Below are 21,551 nucleotides of genomic sequence, written 5' to 3' on the forward strand. Positions count from 1 at the left end.
CTGTGACCGCTCAGTTTCTAGCCGCGATGCTCGCGGTGCGTATTTACCGTGCCGCGTTCACTTGGTCTCTGGAGCTTGTTCTGACAACTCTTTCTCGATTTTCTGCAGTTCGGCCTTGAATACCTGATCGTGCACGGTCGGCTTTTTACGCCATGGCTTTCGCTCGGGATCGGGCTGCGCGGCATAGGTCGTTATTTCCCCACCGTAAACAGCCTGGAAACGGTTGGCTTGCTTTTCCAGTTCGGCACGTAGCTCTTCTTTTGTCACGTCTTGTATTGCCTCTTAATTAAATATCTATCAGCAGCGCGGCGCGCTAAGGGGGGCGAGTTTCTGGGCTCGAATGAGGCCCGGCTCGGGTTGGGTGTATATGCGATAGGAGGAGACAGTACTGCAAGCGGGCTTAGCTAAACAAGTGTGACGCTAAAACGAGTATTCGGTCCGGTGGCGAACTGTGGTGTCAGGGCGGGGTAGTTTGCCAGTGCGAATTATCGCTTAAGCAAATGCTTGCTCGAGCTGTAACGATATTTTGGTGAGCAAAGCTTTGATCAGAGTAAAAGCCAGCAGCAGTACCTGGCGTTTGCAAACCATCCATGAATAAAAAAACCGCGCCTGATTCGGCGCGGTTTTGTTTGCAATATGTAATTTTAGCGAGCCGATTGGCTGGCCACGTCATTTGGCGCGCGGCCATAGACGTCGTCCAGACGCTCGATATCATCCTCGCCCAAATAGCTACCCGACTGGACTTCGATAATTTCCAGCGGGATTTTGCCAGGGTTGGCCAGGCGGTGAATGGACGTCACGGGGATGTACGTGGACTGGTTCTCGGTGAGCAGGAATGTCTTGTCATTGCAGGTCACTTGGGCAGTGCCGGAAACGACGATCCAATGCTCGGCGCGATGATGGTGCATCTGCAACGACAGCTGCGCACCGGGGTTGACGCAGATCCGCTTGACCTGGAAGCGTCCGCCCATATCGACCGAGTCGTACCAGCCCCAGGGGCGATAGACAGCGCAGTGGTTCTGCGTTTCGGAGCGCTTCATGGCGTCGAGCTTGTTGACCAGCTTCTTGACGTCCTGGACCTTGTCCTTATGGGCGATCATCGTGGCGTCCTTGGTCTCAACCACTACGATATTGTCCAGGCCAACGACGGTTACCAGCTTGCCGTTGCCGTGAACGAGACAGTTGCGGCTGTCTTCGACAATCACGTCGCCTCTGGTCACGTTGCCGTTTTCATCCTTTTCCAGCACGTCCCAAAGTGACGACCAGGAGCCCACGTCGCTCCAGCCAGCCGACATCGGCACGACGCATGCCAGTTCGGTTTTTTCCATGACCGCATAGTCAATCGAATTATCGGGGCAGCAGGCGAAGGTGGCTGGGTCGATCAGCAACTCTTCACCATTCTTGATGCTGCGCTCCAGCGCCACCCAGCAGGTGTCGTAGATGTCCGGGTCGTGCTTCTTCAGCTCGTCGAGGAACACGCTGGCACGGAACAGGAACATGCCGCTGTTCCAGTAGTAGTCTCCGGAATCGACGTATTCCTGCGCGCGCACCTCGTCCGGCTTTTCGACGAACTGGGTGACGCGGTTGACGCCTTCAGGCAGGCCGTGGCGCTCCTGGTGATCGCACTTGATGTAGCCATAGCCAGTTTCCGGGCTGGTGGCTGGGATGCCGAACAGCACCATTCCGCCGTTTTCGGCCGCATTGGTGGCCAGGGCGAGAGAGCGCTGGAAAGCTTTATGGTCTTCGATAACGTGATCGGCGGGCAGTACCAAAAGCAGCTCGTCACGCTCATCAGCAATCAACTTCATCGCCGCGATGGCAATTGCCGGGGCGGTGTTACGGCCGAACGGCTCGAGCAGGAGGCCTTGGGTTTGAAGCTTGCGTGCGGCCAGTTGCTCTTTGACGATGAACCGGTGCTCCTTGTTGCAGACCAGCAGCGGCGCTTGCATGCCTTCGAAGGCCAGGCGCTCGATGGTTTGCTGGAACAGTGTTTGTTCAGCCGTGAGGGCGAGGAACTGCTTGGGGAATGCCTTGCGCGAAAGAGGCCAGAGTCGGGAACCGCTGCCGCCTGAGAGGATGACCGGAATCATGTTGTTTCTCCTGAATCGTTGAGAAGGGGGAGTTCTTCTTGTCCATGTGGGCGGCCAGATGCCTGTGCTCGCCATGCGCTTTTTGGTCGGGCCTTCAGGTGCCGCGTGCCGTCAAGTTCCGTTTTCCAACAGGAAAATGCTTTCGGGGCGAACTGCGTGCTCCGAGCCTGAATGTGATGGGGTGCTACTCGATCGCCGATAGGTGCCGCGGTCAGTGTCGTAAGTGATATTGCGCAGCTGGCAGTGGTTCCGGCGTGGGTACCTGCAAATTGATCCATCTCGAAAAGGCAGGGGGTCGTGCTGTTCGGCTGCACTCCAGCTGCCCGCGGTAGGCGCGCCTGACGGTATTTGCCAAGTGCTTGCGACGCGCTGACCTGCCCCGTCTGTCCTCTGTTGAGCATGCCTGGCGAGGCTAAACGTCTGCCTTGGCTGAAGCGCTGAATACGTTGCTGAAAATTCCACTGCACGTTCATGTGCGACGTCCCTTTCCGTCTGGAAATGCCGGTACGCGCTTATGATTGCCGGTGCCTTCGGATAGTTCCCCGCAGCCCTGCCGTCGATCGGGGAGTTTTTGACGGGTGTGGAAAAGACGACGGTCTGCTGGCGCAGCGAGCCTTAATCCGGAGGCGAGGTTCAGGTCGGGAATACGGCCACGGCCTATGTTGGCGAGCCGTGAATCACCCCCTGCATAAGAGCGAGGGGGCGTCAGCTGGGGGTCAGGCTTGGGCGTCTCTTAGAAATACCAAGTGATCAGGCGACGAGCTTTCAGGGCAATAACGATAGCCGTCGTAATCGAAGCCTTTCAGTTGATCGGGCGACTCGATACGTTCCTTGATTACAAAGCGGCTCATCAGCCCCCGGGCCTTCTTTGCGTAGAAGCTGATGATCTTGTACTGGCCGTTCTTCATATCCTTGAAGTCGACATCGATCACCCGCGCGTTCAGCGCCTTGCGGTTCACGGCGCCGAAGTATTCTTTTGAAGCCAGGTTGAGCAAGACGTCGTCGCCCTGTGCGGCCAGCGCTTCGTTGAGCCACCCGCTTATCCGCTCGCCCCAGAAGGCGTAAAGGTCCTTGCCGCGTGGGTTGGCCAGCTTTGTGCCCATTTCCAGACGATAAGGCTGCATCAGATCCAAGGGACGCAGCACGCCATAGAGCCCGGATAGCATGCGCAGATGATGCTGTGCGAAACCGAGATCTTCTTCGGAGAGGTCATTGGCGTTTAGGCCGGTGTAGACGTCGCCCTTGAACGCAAGGAGTGCCTGCTTGGCGTTGTCCAGCGTAAAGGCCGCATCCCAGCTGCCATAACGAGCGACATTGAGCGCCGCAAGCTTGTCGGACAGATGCATGAGTTCGCCAATCTGCTGGGGCGACATGTCGCGCAGCTGGCTGATCAAAGCCTGCGCGTGATCCAGGTGTTCGGGCTGGGTGAAGCGTCGGGTGGTCGGTGGGGTGTCGTAGTCCAGGGTCTTGGCTGGGGAAATCACCATCAGCATGCAACGGTCTCCTTTGATGTGAGCGGATTCTAGGCGGTATGGCCGTCCCCGCTCCAGCTATGGCCGTGATTAGGTGTTGACCTTGACTCGGGCTAAGGCGGCACGCTTCTCTTGTTGCTAACGAAGGAGGACACATGACCGATTGCAATCACTCGCACTGGCAGCCCTCGCACGATTACCGTCCGCTCGAGAACGGCGCGGAAAAACAGACGTGGGCGGTGGTGCTGTTGACGGGTCTGGCCATGGTCGCTGAGATCGTCGCCGGCTATTGGTTCAATTCGATGGCATTGCTGGCGGACGGCTGGCATATGGCCTCGCACATGGTGGCGATCGGCATGTCGGCGACCGCCTACTTGTTGGCTCGACGCTACGTGCACGACCAGCGTTTTGCCTTTGGAACCTGGAAGATCGAGGTGTTGGCGGGCTTTGCCAGCGCTGTATTGCTGGTGATGGTAGCGTTGCTGATGATCGGGGAGTCGCTGATGCGCTTCTGGTCGCCGGCCAGCATCGGTTTTGATGAGGCGCTTTGGGTCGCGGTGATCGGTTTGTTGGTAAATATGCTGTCCACCTGGTTGCTGCGCGGCCAGCCCCACCATCATGGCCACGATCACGATCACGATCACGATCACGATCACGATCACGATCACGATCACGATCACGATCACGACCATTCAAGCGCGCCGGCCAAGGACCTCAACCGTCATGCCGCTTTCATCCATGTGCTGACGGATGGCCTGACCTCCTTTGCGGCAATTGTCGCCTTGCTGGGCGGCAAGTACTTCGGCTGGAGCTGGCTGGATCCGCTGATGGGTATCCTCGGTGCCATCGTCATTCTGATCTGGGCCAAAGGCCTGCTGCGTGAAACGGCGAAGGCTTTGCTTGATCGGGAAATGGACGACCCGCTGGTGCGGCGAGTGAAGGAGCAGTTGGAGCAAGTGCCGGATACCGAAGTGACCGACTTGCATCTGTGGCGAGTCGGGCGAGCGCAGTACAGTTGTATCGTCAGCGTCGTCACCCATCAGCCCTATTCGGCCGACCGCTACAAATCACAATTGGCGGGGTTTCCAGAGCTGGTTCACGTAACAGCGGAGGTGAACCGGTGCGGCGAAAGCGCGCAGGTTGATTAACGAGACTAGTCCTCGAACAGGCCTGCGCCAAGCGCTATCCGTCGTTTCGTTAAAAAAACGTCATCCGTTCGAAAAAGACTTTTTCCTGTCATCTTTTTTGCGGTATTACCTGATGCAAGACCGCCGAACCCTGCACTCACAGGTGGCGGCCTCTGGGTGGCCCCAAGCCCCTGCTACCCAAGTCCGCTCATCTTGCGCACGGTGGTTCTTTCTACGGCGGAGTGCTTTGGCCCTCCGTCGAACCGGCTCCGAAAAGGTGATCGCGTATGGATGACTACGGCAGACCCCGCGCAACTCAGCCCACCCTTTACGTTCTTGATACCAACGTTCTGATTCACGACCCCAACGCGCTATTGAATTTCCAGGAGCATCAGGTCGCCATTCCGATGACCGTGCTTGAAGAGCTGGATCAGCTCAAGACCGGCAAGCACAGCGTGGCGGCCGAGTGTCGGCAGACGATTCGCCTGATCGACAAGGTGCTGGGTGATGCTACCCCTGAAGAAGTTGAACTTGGCGTCCCTATCCAGCGTGAGAAAAGCGGCCCGTGCGGCAGCTTGTCGATCCTGATGAGCAAAGTCGCCGATTCGAGCGGGTTGCCAGAGGACCTCAACGACAACAAGATCATCAACCAGGTCGTGGATCTGCAGCGTCGCAGCGCGGGCGTTCCGGTGGTTTTGGTCACCAATGACATCAATATGCGGCTCAAGGCGCGTGCCTGTGGCGTTGCCTCGGAGGACTACCACACCGACAAGCTGGTCGACGATGTCGGGCAGCTATCGCGCGGCTACCACAGCCTCAGCGGGTCGTTTTGGGACAGGGTCAGTAAGGTCGATACGCATCAGGGGCACGGCCGCACTTGGCACCGGGTTCAGTTGATCGACAACTTGCCCGCGGTGCACATCAACGAGTTCATCCTCGATGAGCAGGGCTTCGTTGGCTGGATCAAGGGCATCAAGGCTGACGAGCTCCTATTGCTCGACATGCATCAGGAGCCCTTGCTTCATCAGGAAGCCTGGGGCCTGAAGCCGCGTGACATCCACCAGGCACTGGCGCTCTTCGCACTGCTTGATCCGGATATTCATCTGGTCAATCTGTCGGGCGCCGCCGGGTCGGGCAAGACAATCCTGGCGCTGGCAGCCGCCATCGAGCAGACGGTGGTGAGCAAGCGCTACCGCCGCATCATCGCGACGCGCAGCGTACAGGGGCTGGATGAGGATATCGGCTTTCTGCCAGGCACCGAGGCGGAAAAGATGGAGCCCTGGCTGGGAGCGATCACCGATAACCTCGAAGCGCTGCATATGGACGATGAAAGCACTCATGGCAGCGTCGACTACATCCTGCAAAAGGTGCCGCTGCAGTTTAAATCGCTCAATTACATTCGCGGGCGCAGCTTCCAGCAGAGCCTGATCCTTATCGATGAATGCCAAAACCTGACGCCGCACCAGATGAAGACGATCATCACCCGAGCCGGTAGCGGGTCGAAAGTGGTCTGTCTCGGTAACCTGGCTCAGATTGATACGCCTTACCTGTCTGCCACCAGCTCGGGGCTCACCTACCTCACCGAGCGATTCAAGGACTTTCCGCACGGTATGCACATCACCTTGCAGGGCGTTCCCCGTTCGGTCCTGGCCGAGTACGCCGAGGCCCATATGTAAACAAGCAACTGGAGAAGCTGGAGCTTCAAGCAAAGCATGACCTGGCAGGAAACGATGGGCAGGCTTGCTTCCAGCTTCCAGCTTCCAGCTTCCAGCTTCCAGCTGAGCTAAACTGCCGGACCCCACAGTCTTAGCAGGATGAAAAATGCTCACCCATCTCGATGCCCAAGGGCGGGCCAATATGGTCGACGTAACCGCCAAGGCCGTCACGGCGCGCGAGGCGGTGGCGGAAGCCAGAGTCCGTATGCGTCCCGAAACCCTGCAGATGATCCAGCAAGGCGGGCATCCGAAGGGCGACGTCTTCGCGGTTGCCCGTATCGCAGGTATTCAGGCGGCCAAAAAGACCCACGACCTGATCCCGCTTTGTCATCCGTTACTGCTGACCAGCATCAAGCTCGACCTGCATCCGGACGGCGATGATTGCGTGCGTATCGAGGCCCGCTGCAAGCTGGCGGGCCAGACAGGCGTAGAGATGGAGGCGCTGACCGCCGCGAGTGTCGCTGCGCTGACGATCTATGACATGTGCAAAGCGGTCGACAAAGGCATGGTCATCGAGGGCGTGCGACTGTTGGAAAAGCTTGGCGGCAAGAGTGGCCACTGGCAGGTGCCGGCATGATCCAGGTTCAGTTTTTCGCGCGCTATCGTGAAGCGCTCGGCCGCGATTCAGAACAGTTGGAGTGGGATGCCTCTTGGCAACAGGTCGACGATCTTCGCTTGCGATTGCTGGCACGCGGCGCCGAGTGGGCGGTGCTAGGCGAGCAGAACCTGATGTGCGCGCGTAATCAGGAGTTGTGCAACCTTGACGAGCCATTGGCCGATGGCGATGAAGTGGCATTCTTTCCGACCGTAACGGGAGGCTGACCATGGGCGTGCGAGTCCAGCAGGGCCCATTCGATCCAGGCGCCGAACTCAACGCCTTGCATGCGGCTAATCTCGGCATCGGTGCGGTTACCGGTTTCGTCGGTTACGTGCGTGATTTCAATGATGGTCGTGACGTCGCCGGAATGTTCCTTGAGCATGCCCCGGGTATGACCGAGAAGGCGCTGCAGAAAATCATCGACGAGGCGGCTGACCGCTGGCCGCTGCTCACGCTGGAGATTCTGCACCGGGTAGGGCGACTGGAGCCGGGTGAGCCGATCGTTTTCGTCGGCGCCGCCAGCGCCCATCGAGAGGCGGCGTTTGATGGGTGCCGATTCGTCATGGATTACCTGAAGACCCGTGCGCCTTTCTGGAAAAAGGAAGACACCTCGGAGGGAACGCGCTGGGTCGAAGGTCGCTGCAGCGACCAGGCAGCAGCCGATCGCTGGCGCCAGGGGCCGGCTGACTAGCCGAAGGTGATCTGCAGTTTGTAGAGCAGCGTCGACAGCACGGAGACAATGCCCAGTCCGAGCAACGCGATCCCCCAGCCTCGCTCACGGAAATTGAAACCGACACCCATCAGGACGAAGCTGGTAATGACGAGTAACAGCATGAAATCGATGCGCTCCATAAAAGCGACTCCCGATGTGAATGGCTTCATTCCACTCTAGAGGCTTGTACGGTTTGGGCGCTGATCTGCGTCATGCTGATGGCAGCCGCGCAGCTGAATGCAAAAAGGCGAAGCCATGTCCGCTTCGCCTTTCGTTCATCAGCGCTTAGCGCCTGGGTGGGACCGCTGCCAACAGTTCGGCAGGCGGCATCTCGCAACTGATCGTTCGACCTAATAATGCCTCGATTGCCGGCAGGGCAAAGGCATCATCTTCGCCTGCGAAGCTGATCGAGGTACCGCTGGCCCCGGCCCGACCAGTACGGCCGATGCGGTGGACGTAATCATCCGGCACTTCCGGCAGGGTGAAATTGATCACGTGGCTGATACCGTCGACGTGTATGCCGCGGCCGGCAACGTCGGTGGCCACCATGACGCGGATCTTGCCTTCGCGGAAACCTTCCAGCGCGCGGATGCGCTTGTGTTGCGGTACGTCTCCCGACATCTGCACGGCGCTGATGCCGTCGCGCGTCAGCCGCTCTTCGATGCGGCGCACTTCGTCCTTGCGGTTGGCAAAGACCATTACGCGAGTCCAGTCGTTCTGGGTGATCAGGTTATAAAGCAGCTTGTATTTGTCGCTACCCGCCACGGCGTACACGTGCTGTTCGACCGTGTCGCTGGCGACATTGACCGCTTCGATCTCGACGATTGCCGGTTCCGTGGTCCATTGCTTGGCGAGGTTCATCACGTCTTCGGTGAACGTGGCCGAGAACAGAAGTGTCTGGCGTTCGCTCTTGGGTGGCGTCTGGCGAATGATCTGGCGAACCTGAGGGATGAAGCCCATGTCCAGCATGCGATCCGCTTCGTCGAGCACCAGTACTTCAACCATGTCCAGGTGCACTTCGCCGCGCTGATTGAAGTCCAGCAGGCGTCCCGGTGTTGCCACCAGAATGTCGCAATAGCGGGACTCGAGCGCTTTTAGCTGCTTGTCGAAGTCCATGCCGCCGACAAAACTCATGACGTTCAAGCCGGTGTATTTCGTCAGGTCCAGTGCGTCATTGGCGATCTGAACGACCAGCTCCCGGGTCGGCGCGATGATCAGAGCGCGGGGCTCGCCCATGTAGCGATCGCTCGGTGGTGGGGTCTGCAGCAGCTGCGTGATGGTCGAGATAAGGAACGCGGCGGTTTTGCCGGTGCCGGTCTGGGCCCGACCAATTGCATCGCGGCCCTTGAGCGTAAAGCCGAGGACCTGCGCCTGGATGGGCGTGCAATAAGGAAAACCGAGGTCGTGGATGGCGTGCATCAACTCGGGGGCGAGCTTGAAGTCGTGAAACCGGGTCTTGCCTTCTGCTGGCTCGACGATGAAATCTTCCAGTTTCCAGACTGGCGCGGGTGGTACGGGTGGCTTGCTTGCCCGCTCGCGGCGTGGCTTGCTGTTCGTCTTTGGGGGAATATCCTGCTGCGTTTTGGTCTTTTCGACCTGCATCTGGCTGCTAACGCCCTGGTGTGCTGATGTGCTGCTTTCAGCTTCGGTGGCCGCAGACTCATTCGAGCCTTTGCCAAACATCTTCTTGAGTGCTTTGAGCACGGTCTTCTCGTCTGTGTCGTGTAAGATTTGCCCGCCAGTGTAATGCAAGAAGCAGACACGGCGAAGTGTTGCTCCGGGATGCTCGACCGTCGCTCTGTTAGCCGCAAACGAGATTCCGGCCAGACTCCTTGGCACGGTAGAGCGCGCGGTCAGCCACGTTGATGAGGCTATTCAGATCATCGTTCAATCGCATCGGTGCCACGCCGATCGAGATGGTTACGCCGGGCAATAACCCGATCGGTGAATGGAACGAGGTGACATCTGCAAGACTGCCGCGCAACCGCTCTGCGACGTTTCGCGCATCGCTGAAGGCCATTTCCGGCAGTAGTACCACGAACTCTTCACCGCCATAGCGCACCAGGCTGTCGGCCGGGCGTAGCAACTTGCCGAGCGTGTTGACCACCAGGCAGAGCGCATAATCGCCCGCCAGGTGGCCGTGTCTGTCGTTGTATTCTTTGAAGCGGTCAACATCGAGCATGAGCAACGACAGCGGCTGACCGCCGAGAGCGCAACGGGCACTTTCGCGCCCGTAGATGTGCTCCAGCCAGCGGCGATTGAACGAGCCGGTCAGTTTGTCGATGTTGGCGTTCTGCTCGCTGTTGATGATCAGCCGGTCGCTCAGTCGCACACGCTGGCAGAGCAGTTCAGCCAGGTTCTGCATCAACTGTGGCGAACGGGTCAGCAACTGCATCGAGCGTCGATGCACGCGAAGCAAGACGGAATCCTCAAGGGCAAGGACGTAGGCCGACGGCTGCAGATCGTCCATGAAGCTGATTTCGCCAGCGCAGTCGCCAGGGCCGATTGAGCGAACCGGGCTGCCTTCGAGCGAATCCAGGTGAACCGCCAGCTCGCCGCTGAGAACCAGATAGAGGTAGTTGTTGTGTTCGTGCGGCGTTAGCAGGATCTCGCCAAGCGCCGCGGTGCATGGCTCGAAGACTTCTTGCAGCAGGCGCAGGCAGGGCTCGTCCACCCTGTCCAATAGCCGCGCCTTTTTAAGGTGCTGCATTTCCACCCGCCAACTGGCCGGGTTCATGGCTGCACCATCCGTTCGGATGACACCGTCGTCATGGCCATCGCATGCGTCCCTTCAAGGCTGGCTAGGTCGGCTTCTTCTGGCCGCGATGCTCGCTACAACGGCAGGCGCATCGAGTTTTGCTCTACCCGTGCCAAGCGTAGTTGCATTTGCTCACCTGGACAGGCGAGCAGCGTCACATTTTTTCTTTGAAGCGGGTAACTATCTCAGCGGATTTCAATCCAGCCGAGCGGCAAGCCATTCGCCGATATCACGAATTTCTCCGGGCACCACCTCGTGAGCCATCGGGTAGTCCTTCCATTGTGCCTGCACCTGGTTCTGAACCAGACAGTCATAGGCGGCGCGTCCCATTGCGGGCAGCACGACACCATCGTTCGAACCGTGTAGCGCCAGTACCGGTAGCGCGGCCTGCATCGGCGACAGCTTCAGGTCGGGATTGAAGGTCGGTGCATAGGTGGAAAGAGCGATGACGCCGCCCAACGGGCCGGGCCAGCGCAGGAAGGCCGTGTGGTAGACGACAGCGCCACCCTGAGAAAAACCGGCCAGAAAGATGCGGGCGGGATCGATGCCGCTGTCACGCTGTGCCTCGATCAGGTCGATCACGCTTTGTGCTGATTGCTCCAGTTGCGCCTGGTCGATGGCGCGGGCGGGGCTCATCGCGACAATGTCGTACCAGCTTGGCATGGCCCAGCCACCATTGATGGTGACGGCGCGAGTCGGTGCTTGGGGCAGCACGAAGCGGGTCGTCGTCAGCCTCTGCTGTAATGCTTCGGCGACGGGCAGGAAGTCGTAGCGGTCAGCGCCAAGGCCATGCAGCCAGATGACGCATGCGTCGGCGGCGGTTGCGGGCTCGATGATCAGCGGGTCACTCATGATGGGCTCCGTTCGGGTGGCGCGCCAGGATGGTGCGCGCGCAGAGAAAAATGCAGCAATCTGCGGCGAGGTTACCTGTACCTGGCTTGGCAATGAAGCGCATGGAAGCGCACAGCGGCGTTTTGAGGGCCTGGTACGCCGCTTGCTTTGGCTGCTTTACCCAACGCGCGGGAAGTCGTCGGCACTTCTGCAAACAAGCGTGTAGGGAAGAGTTGCTGATAATCAAACGGCGGCTAGACTCAGGTCAGGTTTCTTCTTTGTTCTCTCGATAGATATCGAGGCGCAGCCTGTGATCCAGGCGGAAGACTCTGACCCGAAGAATAAAAAGCAAACTGGAGGTTTCGATGACAAGGGTTAAATCCACACTGGCCGTGCTTGGTGCCGCGACACTTTTAGGCGCAAGCGGCTTGGTTCAGGCAGGGGCAACGCTGGACGCCGTGAAGAGCAAGGGCTTCGTGCAATGCGGCGTCAGCGACGGGCTACCGGGCTTCTCCTATACCGATGCCAAAGGCGAGTACAAGGGAATCGACGTGGATGTCTGCCGGGCCGTTGCGGCTGCGGTTTTTGGCGATGCGAGCAAGGTCAAGTTCAGCCCGCTGACGGCCAAGGAACGCTTCACGGCGTTGCAGTCCGGTGAGGTCGACGTGTTGTCGCGTAACACCACCTGGACCAGTTCACGTGATGCTGCAATGGGCCTGAATTTCGCTGGCGTGACCTATTACGACGGGCAAGGCTTCCTGGTGAACAAGGAGCTGGGCGTAAAGAGCGCCAAGGAGCTGGACGGCGCGACAGTCTGCATCCAGGCCGGCACTACCACTGAACTCAACCTCTCCGATTATTTCCGCGCCAACAACCTCAAATACACACCGATCACCTATGACACCTCTGACGAAAGCGCCAAGTCGTTGGAATCAGGACGTTGCGACGTGCTTACCTCTGACCAGTCTCAGCTCTACGCCCAGCGCATCAAGCTGGCGAAGCCGGGCGACTATGTGGTGTTGCCGGAAGTCATTTCCAAAGAGCCGCTCGGCCCTGCCGTACGGCAAGGTGATGAAGAGTGGTTCGACATCGTTCGCTGGGCGCTGTACGGCATGATCAACGCAGAGGAGCTCGGTATCACTTCGGCGAATGTCGAAGAGAAAGCGAAGAACACCAAGAATCCTGACGTCGCGCGTCTGCTGGGTGCCGAAGGTGAATATGGCAAGGATCTGAAATTGCCTAAGGACTGGGCAGTTCAAATCGTCAAGCAAGTGGGCAACTACGGTGAAGTGTTCGAACGCAACATCGGTTCCGGTAGCGATCTGAAGATCGAGCGCGGCCTGAACGCGCTTTGGACCAATGGAGGTCTGCAGTACGCACCCCCGGTGCGTTGATCGAGCCGGGCCGGCGCGCTGCCGGCCTTGTTTCAAGGATGAGCACAGCCGGTGCCAAGGCGCCGGCTGTGCCGTATGAGGTTTCTTGATGCGAACCATTGCCAAAGCAGGAGCCGGGCGCGGCTCGCTGCTCACGGATCCGCAGGCGCGTGCCTGGTTGTTCCAGGTCATCGCCGTAATAACTGTAGTAGGGATCGGCTGGTTTCTGTTTCACAACACCCAGACCAATCTCGCCCACCGGGGCATTACGTCAGGCTTCGGTTTTCTCGATAACGCTGCCGGTTTCGGCATTTCCCAACATCTGATCGACTACAGCGAGAGCGACTCTTATGGTCGAGTCTTCTGGGTCGGCCTGCTCAATACGCTGCTGGTCAGCATAATCGGCATCATCCTGGCGACCATTATCGGGTTCATTCTCGGGGTGGCGCGGCTGTCACCCAATTGGTTGATACGCAAAATCGCGACCGTCTATATAGAGACGTTTCGCAATATTCCGCCATTGCTACAAATTTTCTTCGTTTACTTTGCAGTGCTCAGCCCGCTGCCAGGGCCACGGGAAAGCTTGAGTCTCTGGGATGTTGTGTTCATCAACAACCGGGGTGTGCAGATGCCTGCTCCCAGCGCTGGAGAGGGGTTCTGGCCGTTCTGGGTAGCGATGTTCGTGGCGCTGGTTGCGATCGTGATACTCAACCGCTGGGCACGCGCGCGGCGCCATGCCACCGGGCAGACGTTTCCGGTCTTCTCCGCCAGCCTGGCATTGTTCATCGCCATTCCGGCGGTTTGCTCGCTGGTGATGGGGGCGCCGTTTTTGTGGGAGATTCCCGAGCTTCGGCGTTTCAACATTCGTGGTGGCTGGGTAGTTATTCCCGAGCTGGTGTCGATTGTGCTGGCGCTGTCCATTTACACCGCGGCTTTTATCGGTGAAACAGTCCGTGCGGGTATTCAGTCGGTCAGCCATGGGCAGACCGAAGCGGCCGCCTCGTTGGGCCTTCGCCCGGGTCGTGTGCTGCGCTTGGTCATCATCCCCCAAGCCATGCGCGTGATCATCCCGCCGCTGACCAGCCAATACCTCAACCTGGCGAAAAATTCCTCGCTAGCGGCTGCGATCGGCTATCCCGACATGGTGTCGCTGTTTGCCGGCACGGTGCTCAACCAGACCGGCCAAGCGATCGAAACCATGGCCATCACCATGAGTGTGTACCTCGCCATCAGCATCAGCATCTCGCTGCTGATGAACTGGTACAACAAGCGCATTGCGCTGATCGAGCGGTAAGGACGAGCGCATGACGAGCCATACTTTCAAACCGGACCTGCCGGCGCCCTCTACCAATATTGGTGTGGTGGGCTGGATGCGGGCCAATCTGTTTTCAAGCTGGATCAACACGCTGCTGACCCTCATCGGCCTCTATCTGATCTGGTTGATAGTGCCTCCGATCATTGAGTGGGCAATCATCGAAGCCGACTGGACTGGCGAAACCCGCGCGGACTGTTCGCGGGAGGGCGCGTGCTGGGTGTTCGTCCAGACGCGTTTCAGCCAGTTCATGTACGGTTTCTACCCGCCGGAACTGCGCTGGCGCGTGGATGCCACCGCCTGGCTCGCCATCATCGGAGCCGCGCCGCTGTTCTTGAAGCAGATGCGGCACAAGGCAAGCTACGGTATCGCTTTTCTGGTGATCTATCCGCTGCTCGCCTACTGGTTGCTGCACGGCGGCTTTCTGGGCCTTGAGACCGTTCCGACCAGTCGCTGGGGCGGGCTGATGCTGACCATCGTCATTGCCGCTGTCGGTATCGCCGGTGCGCTGCCACTCGGGATTCTGTTGGCGTTGGGGCGGCGTTCCGACATGCCTGCAATCCGGGTCCTGTGCATCACCTTCATCGAGTTCTGGCGCGGGGTTCCTCTGATCACCGTGCTGTTCATGTCCTCGGTGATGCTACCGCTGTTCCTGCCGGAGGGCATGAACCTCGACAAGCTGATGCGAGCCATGGTGATGGTGGTTTTCTTCGAGGCGGCGTACATCGCCGAAGTGGTGCGGGGAGGCCTGCAGGCAATCCCCAAGGGCCAATACGAGGCGGCCGCGGCGATGGGCTTGGGCTACTGGCGCAGCATGCTGCTGGTGATTCTGCCGCAAGCGCTGAAGATGGTCATTCCCGGCATCGTCAACACCTTCATTGCCCTGTTCAAGGACACCAGCCTGGTGATCATCATCGGGCTGTTCGACTTCCTCAATAGCATCAAGCGCGCCACTTCCGACCCTGCCTGGCTGGGCATGTCGACAGAGGGTTACGTGTTCGCGGCGCTGGTCTACTGGATTTTCTGTTTTGGCATGTCGCGCTATTCCATGCATCTGGAACGCAAGCTCGACACCGGCCACCGCAATTAGGAGAGGCAGCATGAACGACACATCTCTACAACCTGAACAATCTCAGCAGGCTGGTGAACCGGTCATCCGGATGCAGGGCGTACACAAGTGGTTCGGTCAGTTCCATGTGCTCAAGGACATCAACCTGAACGTCACTCAAGGTGAGCGCATCGTATTGTGCGGCCCTTCAGGGTCGGGCAAGTCCACAACCATTCGCTGCCTCAACCGGCTCGAGGAGCACCAGCAGGGGCGCATCGACATCAATGGCGTGGAGCTGACCAGCGACCTCAAGCAGATCGAGGCGATCCGCAGCGAGGTGGGCATGGTGTTTCAGCACTTCAACTTGTTCCCCCACCTCACGGTGCTGCAGAACTGCACGCTGGCGCCCATGTGGGTGCGCAAGATGCCGCGCCGTCAGGCCGAGGAAGTGGCCATGCATTACCTTGAGCGCGTGAGGATTCCAGAGCAGGCTGACAAGTTTCCAGGGCAACTCTCGGGCGGCCAGCAACAACGGGTAGCGATTGCGCGGGCGCTGTGCATGAAGCCGAAGATCATGCTGTTCGACGAGCCGACGTCGGCCCTGGATCCGGAGATGGTGAAGGAAGTGCTCGACACCATGGTCGGCCTAGCCGAAAGCGGTATGACGATGCTTTGCGTCACGCACGAGATGGGGTTTGCGCGCACCGTCGCTGATCGGGTGATCTTCATGGACAAGGGCGAGATCGTCGAGGAGGCCGACCCTGAGACCTTCTTCACCAATCCCAGCAACGAGCGCACCAAGCTGTTCCTCAGTCAGATCCTGCACTGATCGAGCGCAACGTTGGCGGTGAGTGATCGGCTCCGGCTGGTGCTTACCGCCTGTCAGCGAGCTTATTCGGCGGCGTCCCCTTAGCCTCGGACGCCGTCATGGGCTAGAATACGCGGCCCGACTGCTCCCCTCTCCGAGGCTGTTCCGACGATGTTGATCCTGCGCGGCGCTCCCGCTCTTTCCGCCTTCCGTCACGGTAAGCTCCTGGCCCAATTGACCGATAAGGTCCCCGCTGTGCGCGGGTTGTACGCCGAGTTTGCTCATTTCGCCGAGGTGTCCGGCACGCTAGGTGCGGACGAACAGCAAGTACTGGCCCGGCTGTTGAAATACGGCCCCAGCGTTCCGGTTCGCGAACCTGCAGGACGACTGTTTCTGGTGATTCCGCGCTTCGGCACCATCTCGCCGTGGTCGAGCAAGGCCAGCGACATTGCGCGCAATTGCGGTCTCGACAAGATTCAGCGTATCGAGCGCGGCATCGCCTACTACGTTGAGGGCGAGCTTTCCGCTTCCGATGCCAGTCTGGTATCGGCAGCCCTGCATGACCGGATGACCCAACTGGTACTTGAGCAGTTCGAGGGCGCGGCCGATCTGTTCAGCCACGCACAACCCAAACCGCTGCGTGCGATTGATGTGCTGGGTGGCGGTCGTGCCGCGCTTGAGCAGGCCAACGTGGAGTTGGGCCTCGCTTTGGCTGAAGACGAAATCGACTACCTCGTGACCAGTTTCAACGGCCTTGGGCGTAACCCGCACGATATCGAGCTGATGATGTTCGCGCAGGCCAACTCCGAGCATTGCCGGCACAAGATCTTCAACGCCAGCTGGGACATTGATGGCGAAAGCCAGGAGAAGTCGCTGTTCGGCATGATCAAGAACACCTTCCAGATGCACGGTGAAGGCGTGCTGTCCGCGTACAAGGACAACGCTGCGGTCATCGTCGGTAACATGGCCGGCCGTTTTTACCCCGATGCCGAAACGGGCGAGTACGCGGCGAACCAGCAGCCCGTACACATCTTGATGAAGGTGGAAACGCACAACCATCCAACTGCCATTGCGCCTTTCCCCGGCGCGGCCACCGGCTCCGGTGGCGAAATCCGCGACGAGGGTGCGACCGGCCGCGGCGCCAAGCCGAAGGCTGGTCTTACTGGGTTTACCGTCTCCAACCTCAACATTCCTGGCTTCGAGCAGCCCTGGGAAGTGCCATACGGCAAGCCTGAGCGCATCGTCACGCCGCTAGATATCATGATTGAGGGGCCGCTGGGTGGCGCGGCGTTCAACAATGAATTCGGCCGCCCGGCGCTAAATGGCTATTTCCGGACCTTCGAGCAGGCGATCAGCACGCCGCGCGGAGAAGAAGTTCGCGGCTATCACAAGCCGATCATGTTGGCCGGCGGCATGGGCAACATTCGTGAAGATCATGTTCAGAAAGCCGAGATCTCGGTTGGCGGCAAACTGATCGTGCTCGGTGGCCCGGCGATGCTCATTGGCTTGGGCGGCGGCGCAGCGTCCTCCATGGCGACCGGCAGCAGCTCGGCCGATCTCGATTTCGCCTCGGTGCAGCGTGACAACCCGGAAATGGAGCGCCGCTGTCAGGAGGTGATCGACCGGTGCTGGCAGCTTGGCGACAAGAACCCGATCAAGTTCATCCACGACGTCGGTGCCGGTGGCCTTTCCAACGCGTTTCCAGAACTGGTCAATGATGGCGGTCGTGGCGGTCGTTTCGATCTGCGCAAAGTGCCTAACGATGAGCCTGGCATGGCGCCGCACGAGATCTGGTGCAATGAATCCCAGGAGCGCTATGTCCTGTCGGTCGACGCGGCTGATCTGGAGCGTTTCGAAGAAATCTGCAAGCGTGAGCGTTGCCCCTTCGCCGTAGTCGGGGAAGCCACGGCCGAGCCGCACCTTACGGTTGCCGATAGCCATTTCGGCGATAAGCCGGTCGATATGCCACTCAACGTTTTGCTCGGCAAAGCGCCGCGCATGCATCGCAGTGCCGTTCGTGAAGCCGAACTCGGAGATGACTTTTCAGCTGAGCAGGTCGATCTTTCCGAGGCGATCGATCGCGTGCTTCATCATCCCGCAGTCGCCAGTAAGAGCTTCCTGATCACCATCGGCGATCGCAGCATCACCGGCATGGTCGCGCGCGATCAGATGGTCGGGCCGTGGCAGGTTCCGGTTGCCGACTGTGCGGTGACGGCTACTAGCTATGACGTCTATACCGGTGAAGCGATGGCGATGGGCGAGCGGACGCCGCTGGCCCTGCTCGACGCGCCAGCATCGGGGCGCATGGCAATCGGCGAAACGCTGACCAACCTCGCCGCCGCACGTATCGAGAAGATCTCCGATATCAAGCTTTCCGCCAACTGGATGGCCGCTGCTGGGCACCCGGGTGAGGATGCGCGCCTGTTCGATACGGTGAAGGCGGTTGGCATGGAGCTGTGCCCGGAATTGGGTATTACCATTCCGGTCGGCAAGGACTCCATGTCGATGAAGAGCCGTTGGAGTGAAGAGGGCGTAGATAAGAGCGTGACCTCACCGCTCTCGCTGGTTGTGTCCGGCTTTGCCCCGGTTGTCGACATCCGCCAGACCCTGACGCCGCAGCTGCGTCTGGACAAGGGCGAAACCGACCTGATCCTCATCGATCTGGGTCGCGGCCAGAACCGTATGGGCGCGTCCATCCTCGCGCAGGTCTATGGCCAGATGGCCCGTCAGGCACCAGACGTGGACGATGCGGAGGATCTACAAGCATTCTTCGCCGTGATCCAGGGACTTAACGCCGATGGGCTGTTGTTGGCGTACCACGATCGTTCCGATGGTGGCTTGCTGACAACCGCGCTGGAAATGGCCTTTGCCGGTCACTGCGGGCTCAACCTGAATCTCGATTCGCTCGTCGAAACTGCCGCCCAGATCCCCGCAACGTTGTTCAATGAAGAACTGGGCGCGCTGGTGCAGGTTCGCCAGGGTGACACGGAAATCGTTCTCGCTCAGTTCAGCGCAGCGGGACTTGCCGACTGCGTGTCGGTCATCGGGCAGCCCGTCAACAACGGCCATGTGGCAATCAAGTTCGAAGGCGCCGATGTCTTCGCTGGTGATCGCCGTCTCTTGCAGCGGCAGTGGGCCGAGACGAGTTACCAGATCCAGCGGCTTCGGGATAATGTCGACTGCGCGGATCAGGAGTTCGACGCTCTGCTTGAGGAAGATAATCCGGGATTGAGCGTTACCCTGGGCTTCGACGTGAACGACAATATCGCCGCGCCTTATATCAAGCGTGGCGTGCGGCCTGAGGTGGCTATCCTGCGTGAGCAGGGTGTGAACGGTCAGACTGAAATGGCGGCAGCGTTCGATCGCGCGGGTTTCGCCGCGGTCGACGTACACATGAGCGACATCCTGTCAGGCCGCATCAGCCTTGAGCGCTTCAAGGGGCTGGTGGCGTGTGGCGGCTTCTCCTACGGCGACGTGCTGGGCGCTGGCGAAGGCTGGGCCAAATCGATCCTGTTCAATGGTCGCGCTCGGGAAGATTTCAGCGCCTTCTTTGAACGCAAGGACAGCTTTGCCCTCGGCGTCTGCAATGGCTGCCAGATGTTGTCCAATCTTCATGAGCTGGTACCTGGCAGCGAATCCTGGCCGCACTTCGTGCGTAACCGTTCAGAGCAGTTCGAAGCGCGTGTAGCGATGGTGCAAATCCAGGATTCGCCGTCGATCTTCCTTCAAGGGATGGCCGGATCGCGTTTGCCGATCGCCATCGCGCATGGCGAAGGTCACGCGGAATTCGAAAGCGAGGAAGCGCTGCTTGAGGCGGACCTGTCCGGTACGGTAGCGCTGCGCTACATCGATAATCACGGTAAGGTCACCGAGCGCTACCCGGCCAACCCTGGCGGCTCGCCCCGTGGCATTACCGGCCTGACCACTCGGGACGGGCGTGTGACGATCATGATGCCGCACCCCGAGCGCGTATTCCGTGCCGTGACCAACTCCTGGCGTCCGGACGAGTGGCAGGAGGACGGCGGTTGGATGCGCATGTTCCGCAACGCACGGGTCTGGGTGGATTAGCGCTGAACTGAGCCAGAGAGCCCGAAGCGTGCAAGCGTTTCGGGCTTTTTCTTGTCTGTGACGGAGTCGCTGCGTTATGGCTGAACCAAGCAATGGCGTCAACGTCTGATCTTGACCTGGGGCACTCAAGGTCGCTCTGGACCTGAACATAATCCACTCAGCGGAGCCGGTGCTTCGCTAACCGTTTCTGTGCGGAGATGTTGATGTACAAGCTGTGTTTCTATGTCCCAGAGAGCCATCTGGAAGCGGTCAAGAAAGCGGTTTTTGAGGCGGGTGGCGGGCGTATCGGTGCTTACGACAGTTGCTGTTGGCAGGTGCTGGGGCATGGGCAGTATCGCCCGCTGGAAGGCAGCAAGCCGTTTCTAGGGCAACTTGGCCAGGTTCAATCGGTATCGGAATGGAAAGTCGAACTAGTGGTTGCCGACGAGCTGATCCACGACAGCGTCAAGGCGCTCAAGCGCACCCATCCCTATGAAACGCCTGCTTTCGAGGTGTGGCGGCTGTCAGACTTGCAGTTCTGAATGATCTTGTTCAAAGAGAGCCGAGTCGCCATGGAAGGTGACTCGGCTTTTTTTGTGCTTCATGCGCAATGGCAATCAAACGCTGACGTTCAGGCGCACTTCGATGTTCCCGCGTGTAGCGTTTGAATAGGGGCACACCTGATGCGCCGCTTCAGCCAACTGCTCGGCTGCGGACTGCTCAAGGCCTGGAAGGCTGACGTTTAGCTCTACTTCAAGGCCGAAACCTCCGGGGATCTGGCCGATGCCCACCTGTCCCGAGACCGATGTATCGGCGGGAAGCGGTTGCTTTAGCTGGCTTGCAGTGAACTTGAGTGCGCCAATGAAGCACGCTGCATAGCCGGCGGCGAACAGTTGTTCCGGGTTGGTTCCATCGCCACCTTGCCCGCCTAGTTCACGAGGTGTGGACAGTTTCACATTGAGCAGGCCGTCGGATGATGCAGCCCTGCCGTCGCGGCCTCCAGTTGCAGTGGCGGTGGCTGTATAGAGCGCCTTGATGCTTTGCATGAATTGCTTCCTCCGATAATGAGTAGGCTTATTACGCTATCGCGCTAATAGTTATCGCGCAAGATAAATTTATTAACGAAACATAGGTGCCTGGCGTGAGGTGGCTGAGGGTGGGTTGCGATCAGCTGCGGGTTAGCAATGCGCTTCGAAGGGAGACCAGCTGGTCGCGCAGGGCCAGTAACGCCTCGTGTGATTGCCCGGTACATTCGAGCATGCAGGCAGGAAAGTCGCGGGCCTGCTCCTTCATGGCCAGTCCGGCCTCGGTGAGATGCAGTTCGACCACTCGCTCGTCGCGGTTGCTGCGGGTCCGGCTGATCAGGCCTTCGGCCTCCAGGCGCTTGAGTAAAGGCGTCAGTGACCCCGGCTCGGTCAGCAGCCGTGCGCTGATCTCCCCAACGGTCAGCCCGTCGCGCTCCCAGAGCACGAGCATGGCCAGGTATTGCGGGTAGGTCAGGCCGATACCTTGTAACAGCGGCTTGTAGGCTTTGGTCATCTGCAGGGAGGCAGAATACAGGGCGAAACACAGCTGTTGGTCCAGCTGTAACTGTTCGTCGGAAGGGCGCTTCGTCATGGGCGGTCGAATGGCGAGGAAATGGCCCTCACGGTAACGCGCC

At 59.4% G+C, this 21,551-nt stretch carries 20 protein-coding genes; 11 read left to right on the top strand and 9 right to left on the bottom strand.

Features of this window, described 5'->3' with window-relative positions; genetic code table 11:
• Positions 1 to 57 precede the first annotated feature (57 nt).
• The 3 genes from PSTU_RS0116785 to yaaA all read right to left on the bottom strand — a co-directional run bounded on the left by PSTU_RS0116785 (position 58) and on the right by yaaA (position 3,583).
• Complete coding sequence (locus PSTU_RS0116785) at positions 58 to 267, bottom strand: hypothetical protein (protein ID WP_019342172.1); 210 nt, start codon at positions 265 to 267, stop codon at positions 58 to 60.
• 377 nt (positions 268 to 644) lie between these two features.
• On the bottom strand, positions 645 to 2,090 hold the full coding sequence (locus tag PSTU_RS0116795; RefSeq protein WP_019342174.1) for a mannose-1-phosphate guanylyltransferase/mannose-6-phosphate isomerase: 1,446 nt from the start codon (positions 2,088 to 2,090) through the stop codon (positions 645 to 647).
• 716 nt (positions 2,091 to 2,806) lie between these two features.
• A complete protein-coding gene (yaaA, locus tag PSTU_RS0116800; RefSeq protein WP_019342175.1) occupies positions 2,807 to 3,583 on the bottom strand; it encodes a peroxide stress protein YaaA in 777 nt (258 codons plus the stop codon).
• Positions 3,584 to 3,717: 134 nt separating this feature from the next.
• Here yaaA and dmeF point away from each other — a divergent pair, with 134 nt between their 5' ends.
• The 5 genes from dmeF (at position 3,718) to moaE (ending at position 7,693) form a co-directional block, all read left to right on the top strand.
• Positions 3,718 to 4,710 (top strand): CDF family Co(II)/Ni(II) efflux transporter DmeF, encoded by a 993-nt coding sequence (gene dmeF, locus PSTU_RS0116805; RefSeq protein WP_019342176.1) that lies wholly within the window; start codon positions 3,718 to 3,720, stop codon positions 4,708 to 4,710.
• A 266-nt stretch (positions 4,711 to 4,976) separates the two neighbouring features.
• Complete coding sequence (locus PSTU_RS0116810) at positions 4,977 to 6,365, top strand: PhoH family protein (protein WP_019342177.1); 1,389 nt, start codon at positions 4,977 to 4,979, stop codon at positions 6,363 to 6,365.
• A 145-nt stretch (positions 6,366 to 6,510) separates the two neighbouring features.
• Positions 6,511 to 6,981: a cyclic pyranopterin monophosphate synthase MoaC gene (moaC, locus tag PSTU_RS0116815; RefSeq protein WP_019342178.1), complete on the top strand. Its 471-nt coding sequence runs from the start codon at positions 6,511 to 6,513 to the stop codon at positions 6,979 to 6,981.
• The gene (locus PSTU_RS0116820; RefSeq protein WP_019342179.1) at positions 6,978 to 7,226 is read left to right on the top strand and encodes a MoaD/ThiS family protein; all 249 of its coding nucleotides are present in this window, start codon (positions 6,978 to 6,980) and stop codon (positions 7,224 to 7,226) included. The genes moaC and PSTU_RS0116820 overlap by 4 nt, the downstream gene beginning before the upstream one ends.
• 2 nt (positions 7,227 to 7,228) lie before the next feature.
• Complete coding sequence (gene moaE, locus PSTU_RS0116825; RefSeq protein WP_019342180.1) at positions 7,229 to 7,693, top strand: molybdopterin synthase catalytic subunit MoaE; 465 nt, start codon at positions 7,229 to 7,231, stop codon at positions 7,691 to 7,693.
• On the opposite strand, the gene PSTU_RS21855 is transcribed toward moaE, so the two are convergent.
• The 4 genes from PSTU_RS21855 to PSTU_RS0116845 form a co-directional block, all read right to left on the bottom strand.
• The gene (locus PSTU_RS21855; protein ID WP_019342181.1) at positions 7,690 to 7,854 is read right to left on the bottom strand and encodes a hypothetical protein; all 165 of its coding nucleotides are present in this window, start codon (positions 7,852 to 7,854) and stop codon (positions 7,690 to 7,692) included. The genes moaE and PSTU_RS21855 overlap by 4 nt on opposite strands.
• Before the next feature lie 145 nt (positions 7,855 to 7,999).
• On the bottom strand, positions 8,000 to 9,418 hold the full coding sequence (rhlB, locus tag PSTU_RS0116835; protein ID WP_019342182.1) for an ATP-dependent RNA helicase RhlB: 1,419 nt from the start codon (positions 9,416 to 9,418) through the stop codon (positions 8,000 to 8,002).
• Between the two features lie 97 nt (positions 9,419 to 9,515).
• Positions 9,516 to 10,451 carry a GGDEF domain-containing protein gene (locus PSTU_RS0116840; RefSeq protein ID WP_019342183.1) on the bottom strand — a complete coding sequence of 312 codons (936 nt, stop codon included), beginning with the start codon at positions 10,449 to 10,451 and terminating at the stop codon, positions 9,516 to 9,518.
• Positions 10,452 to 10,667: 216 nt separating this feature from the next.
• Entirely contained in the window at positions 10,668 to 11,324 is a 657-nt protein-coding gene (locus tag PSTU_RS0116845) for an alpha/beta hydrolase (RefSeq protein ID WP_019342184.1), read from the bottom strand.
• Between the two features lie 344 nt (positions 11,325 to 11,668).
• Here PSTU_RS0116845 and PSTU_RS0116855 point away from each other — a divergent pair, with 344 nt between their 5' ends.
• The 6 genes from PSTU_RS0116855 to PSTU_RS0116880 all read left to right on the top strand — a co-directional run bounded on the left by PSTU_RS0116855 (position 11,669) and on the right by PSTU_RS0116880 (position 20,433).
• A complete protein-coding gene (locus PSTU_RS0116855) occupies positions 11,669 to 12,697 on the top strand; it encodes an amino acid ABC transporter substrate-binding protein (RefSeq protein ID WP_019342186.1) in 1,029 nt (342 codons plus the stop codon).
• A gap of 88 nt (positions 12,698 to 12,785) precedes the next feature.
• Positions 12,786 to 13,970 carry an amino acid ABC transporter permease gene (locus PSTU_RS0116860; protein WP_019342187.1) on the top strand — a complete coding sequence of 395 codons (1,185 nt, stop codon included), beginning with the start codon at positions 12,786 to 12,788 and terminating at the stop codon, positions 13,968 to 13,970.
• Between the two features lie 10 nt (positions 13,971 to 13,980).
• Positions 13,981 to 15,078, top strand: coding sequence for an amino acid ABC transporter permease (locus PSTU_RS0116865; RefSeq protein ID WP_019342188.1), 1,098 nt, complete (start codon positions 13,981 to 13,983; stop codon positions 15,076 to 15,078).
• A gap of 10 nt (positions 15,079 to 15,088) precedes the next feature.
• Complete coding sequence (locus tag PSTU_RS0116870) at positions 15,089 to 15,865, top strand: amino acid ABC transporter ATP-binding protein (protein WP_019342189.1); 777 nt, start codon at positions 15,089 to 15,091, stop codon at positions 15,863 to 15,865.
• A gap of 150 nt (positions 15,866 to 16,015) precedes the next feature.
• Entirely contained in the window at positions 16,016 to 19,912 is a 3,897-nt protein-coding gene (gene purL, locus PSTU_RS0116875) for a phosphoribosylformylglycinamidine synthase (protein WP_019342190.1), read from the top strand.
• A 203-nt stretch (positions 19,913 to 20,115) separates the two neighbouring features.
• On the top strand, positions 20,116 to 20,433 hold the full coding sequence (locus tag PSTU_RS0116880; protein ID WP_019342191.1) for a YqfO family protein: 318 nt from the start codon (positions 20,116 to 20,118) through the stop codon (positions 20,431 to 20,433).
• Between the two features lie 75 nt (positions 20,434 to 20,508).
• On the opposite strand, the gene PSTU_RS0116885 is transcribed toward PSTU_RS0116880, so the two are convergent.
• Positions 20,509 to 20,937, bottom strand: a complete 429-nt coding sequence (locus PSTU_RS0116885) for an organic hydroperoxide resistance protein (RefSeq protein WP_019342192.1) — start codon at positions 20,935 to 20,937, stop codon at positions 20,509 to 20,511.
• A 121-nt stretch (positions 20,938 to 21,058) separates the two neighbouring features.
• Positions 21,059 to 21,508: a MarR family winged helix-turn-helix transcriptional regulator gene (locus PSTU_RS0116890; protein ID WP_029404840.1), complete on the bottom strand. Its 450-nt coding sequence runs from the start codon at positions 21,506 to 21,508 to the stop codon at positions 21,059 to 21,061.
• Positions 21,509 to 21,551: the final 43 nt, after the last annotated feature.

The organism is Stutzerimonas stutzeri SDM-LAC (genome assembly GCF_000235745.1).
In the GTDB taxonomy this organism is placed as follows: domain Bacteria; phylum Pseudomonadota; class Gammaproteobacteria; order Pseudomonadales; family Pseudomonadaceae; genus Stutzerimonas; species Stutzerimonas stutzeri_H.